The sequence below is a fragment of the Variovorax sp. 20P10.2.4 genome, assembly GCF_058244205.1.
The window spans coordinates 1-1,312 of sequence record NZ_JBZAYE010001124.1 but is presented as its reverse complement, the minus strand read 5'-3'; the positions used below and the strand labels follow the sequence as shown (position 1 = coordinate 1,312).

The following is a 1,312-nucleotide window of genomic DNA, read 5'->3' as shown; positions in this document are numbered from 1 at the left end:
GCAGCGCATCCGGTCGGCATGGCGCTCGCGCTGGGGCTCGCCAACCACGGCGTGCGCAGCGTGATCCTCGAGGCCGACGACACGGTCTGCGTCGGCAGCCGCGCGGCCTGCATCTCGCGCCGCAGCCTGGAGATCATGGCGCGGCTGGGCGTGCTGCCGGCCTTCCTGGCCAAGGGCCTGCCGTGGACCGGCGGGCGCAGCTTCTACAAGACCGAGGAGGTGTTCCGCTTCGAGATGCCGCACGACGCGCGGCAGAAGCTGCCGCCGATGATCAACCTCGAGCAGTACTACGCCGAGCACTACCTGCTCGAGGAGATCGAGCGCCGCAACGCCGCGGCGCCGGGGCTGATCGACATCCGCTGGGGCACCGAGCTCACCGGCCTTTCGCAGGACGACGCGGGCGTGCTGCTCGAGGCACGCAACGCGCAGGGCGAGTACCAGTTGCGCGGCCAGTGGCTCGCGGCCTGCGACGGCGGCCAGAGCTTCGTGCGCAAGGCGCTGGGCCTGGCGCTCGAGGGCACGGGCTACGAAGGCCGCTACGTGATCATCGACATCGAACTGAAGAGCGGCCACCCGACCGAGCGCCGCGCCTGGTTCGACCCGCCGTGGAACCCGGGCTCGACCGTGCTGATGCACCGGCAGCCCGACGACATCTGGCGCATCGACTACCAGTTGCGCGCGGGCCAGAGCACCGAGGAGGCGCTGCAGCCGCCGGCCGTGGCCGAGTTCGTGCAGCGCCACCTCGATGCGATCGGAGACGGCCACCTGCCGTGGAAGACGGTCTGGACCTCGGTCTACCGCGCCGGCGCGATGACGCTCGCGAGCTACCGCCACGGCCGCGTGCTGTTCGCGGGCAACGCGGCGCATGCGATGCCGATCTTCGGCGTGCGCGGCCTCAACTCGGGTTTCGACGATGCCGACAACCTGGCCTGGAAGCTGGCCTTCGTGGCGCGCGGGTTGTCGGATACCGCGCTGCTCGACAGCTACTCGGCCGAGCGCATCGCCGCGTTCCACGTCAACGCCGAGAACGCGATGCGCAGCACCGAGTTCATGTCGCCGCCCTCGCGCGGCTTCGACCTGCTGCGCGAGGCCGCGCTGTCGCTGTCGGGCGCGCACCGCGGCATCGCGCAGCTGATCAATCCGCGCCAGACGCAGGCGGTGCGCTACGAGGATTCGCCGCTGTCGAGCGCGGACGCCGACGCGCTGCCCGCGGGCCCGCTGCCCGGCGAGGCGATGCCCGAGCAGCAGCTTGCGCAGGGCCATCTCACCGACCGGATCGGCGCGCGCTTCACGCTGCTGGTGCTGCGGCCCG

The 1,312-nt window shown here is 71.7% G+C and carries 1 protein-coding gene; it reads left to right on the top strand.

The features are described from left to right. Nucleotides 1–1,312, top strand: a 1,312-nt coding sequence (locus AC27VN_RS41655) for an FAD-dependent monooxygenase (RefSeq protein ID WP_490880537.1), incomplete at both ends; no start/stop codon positions are given.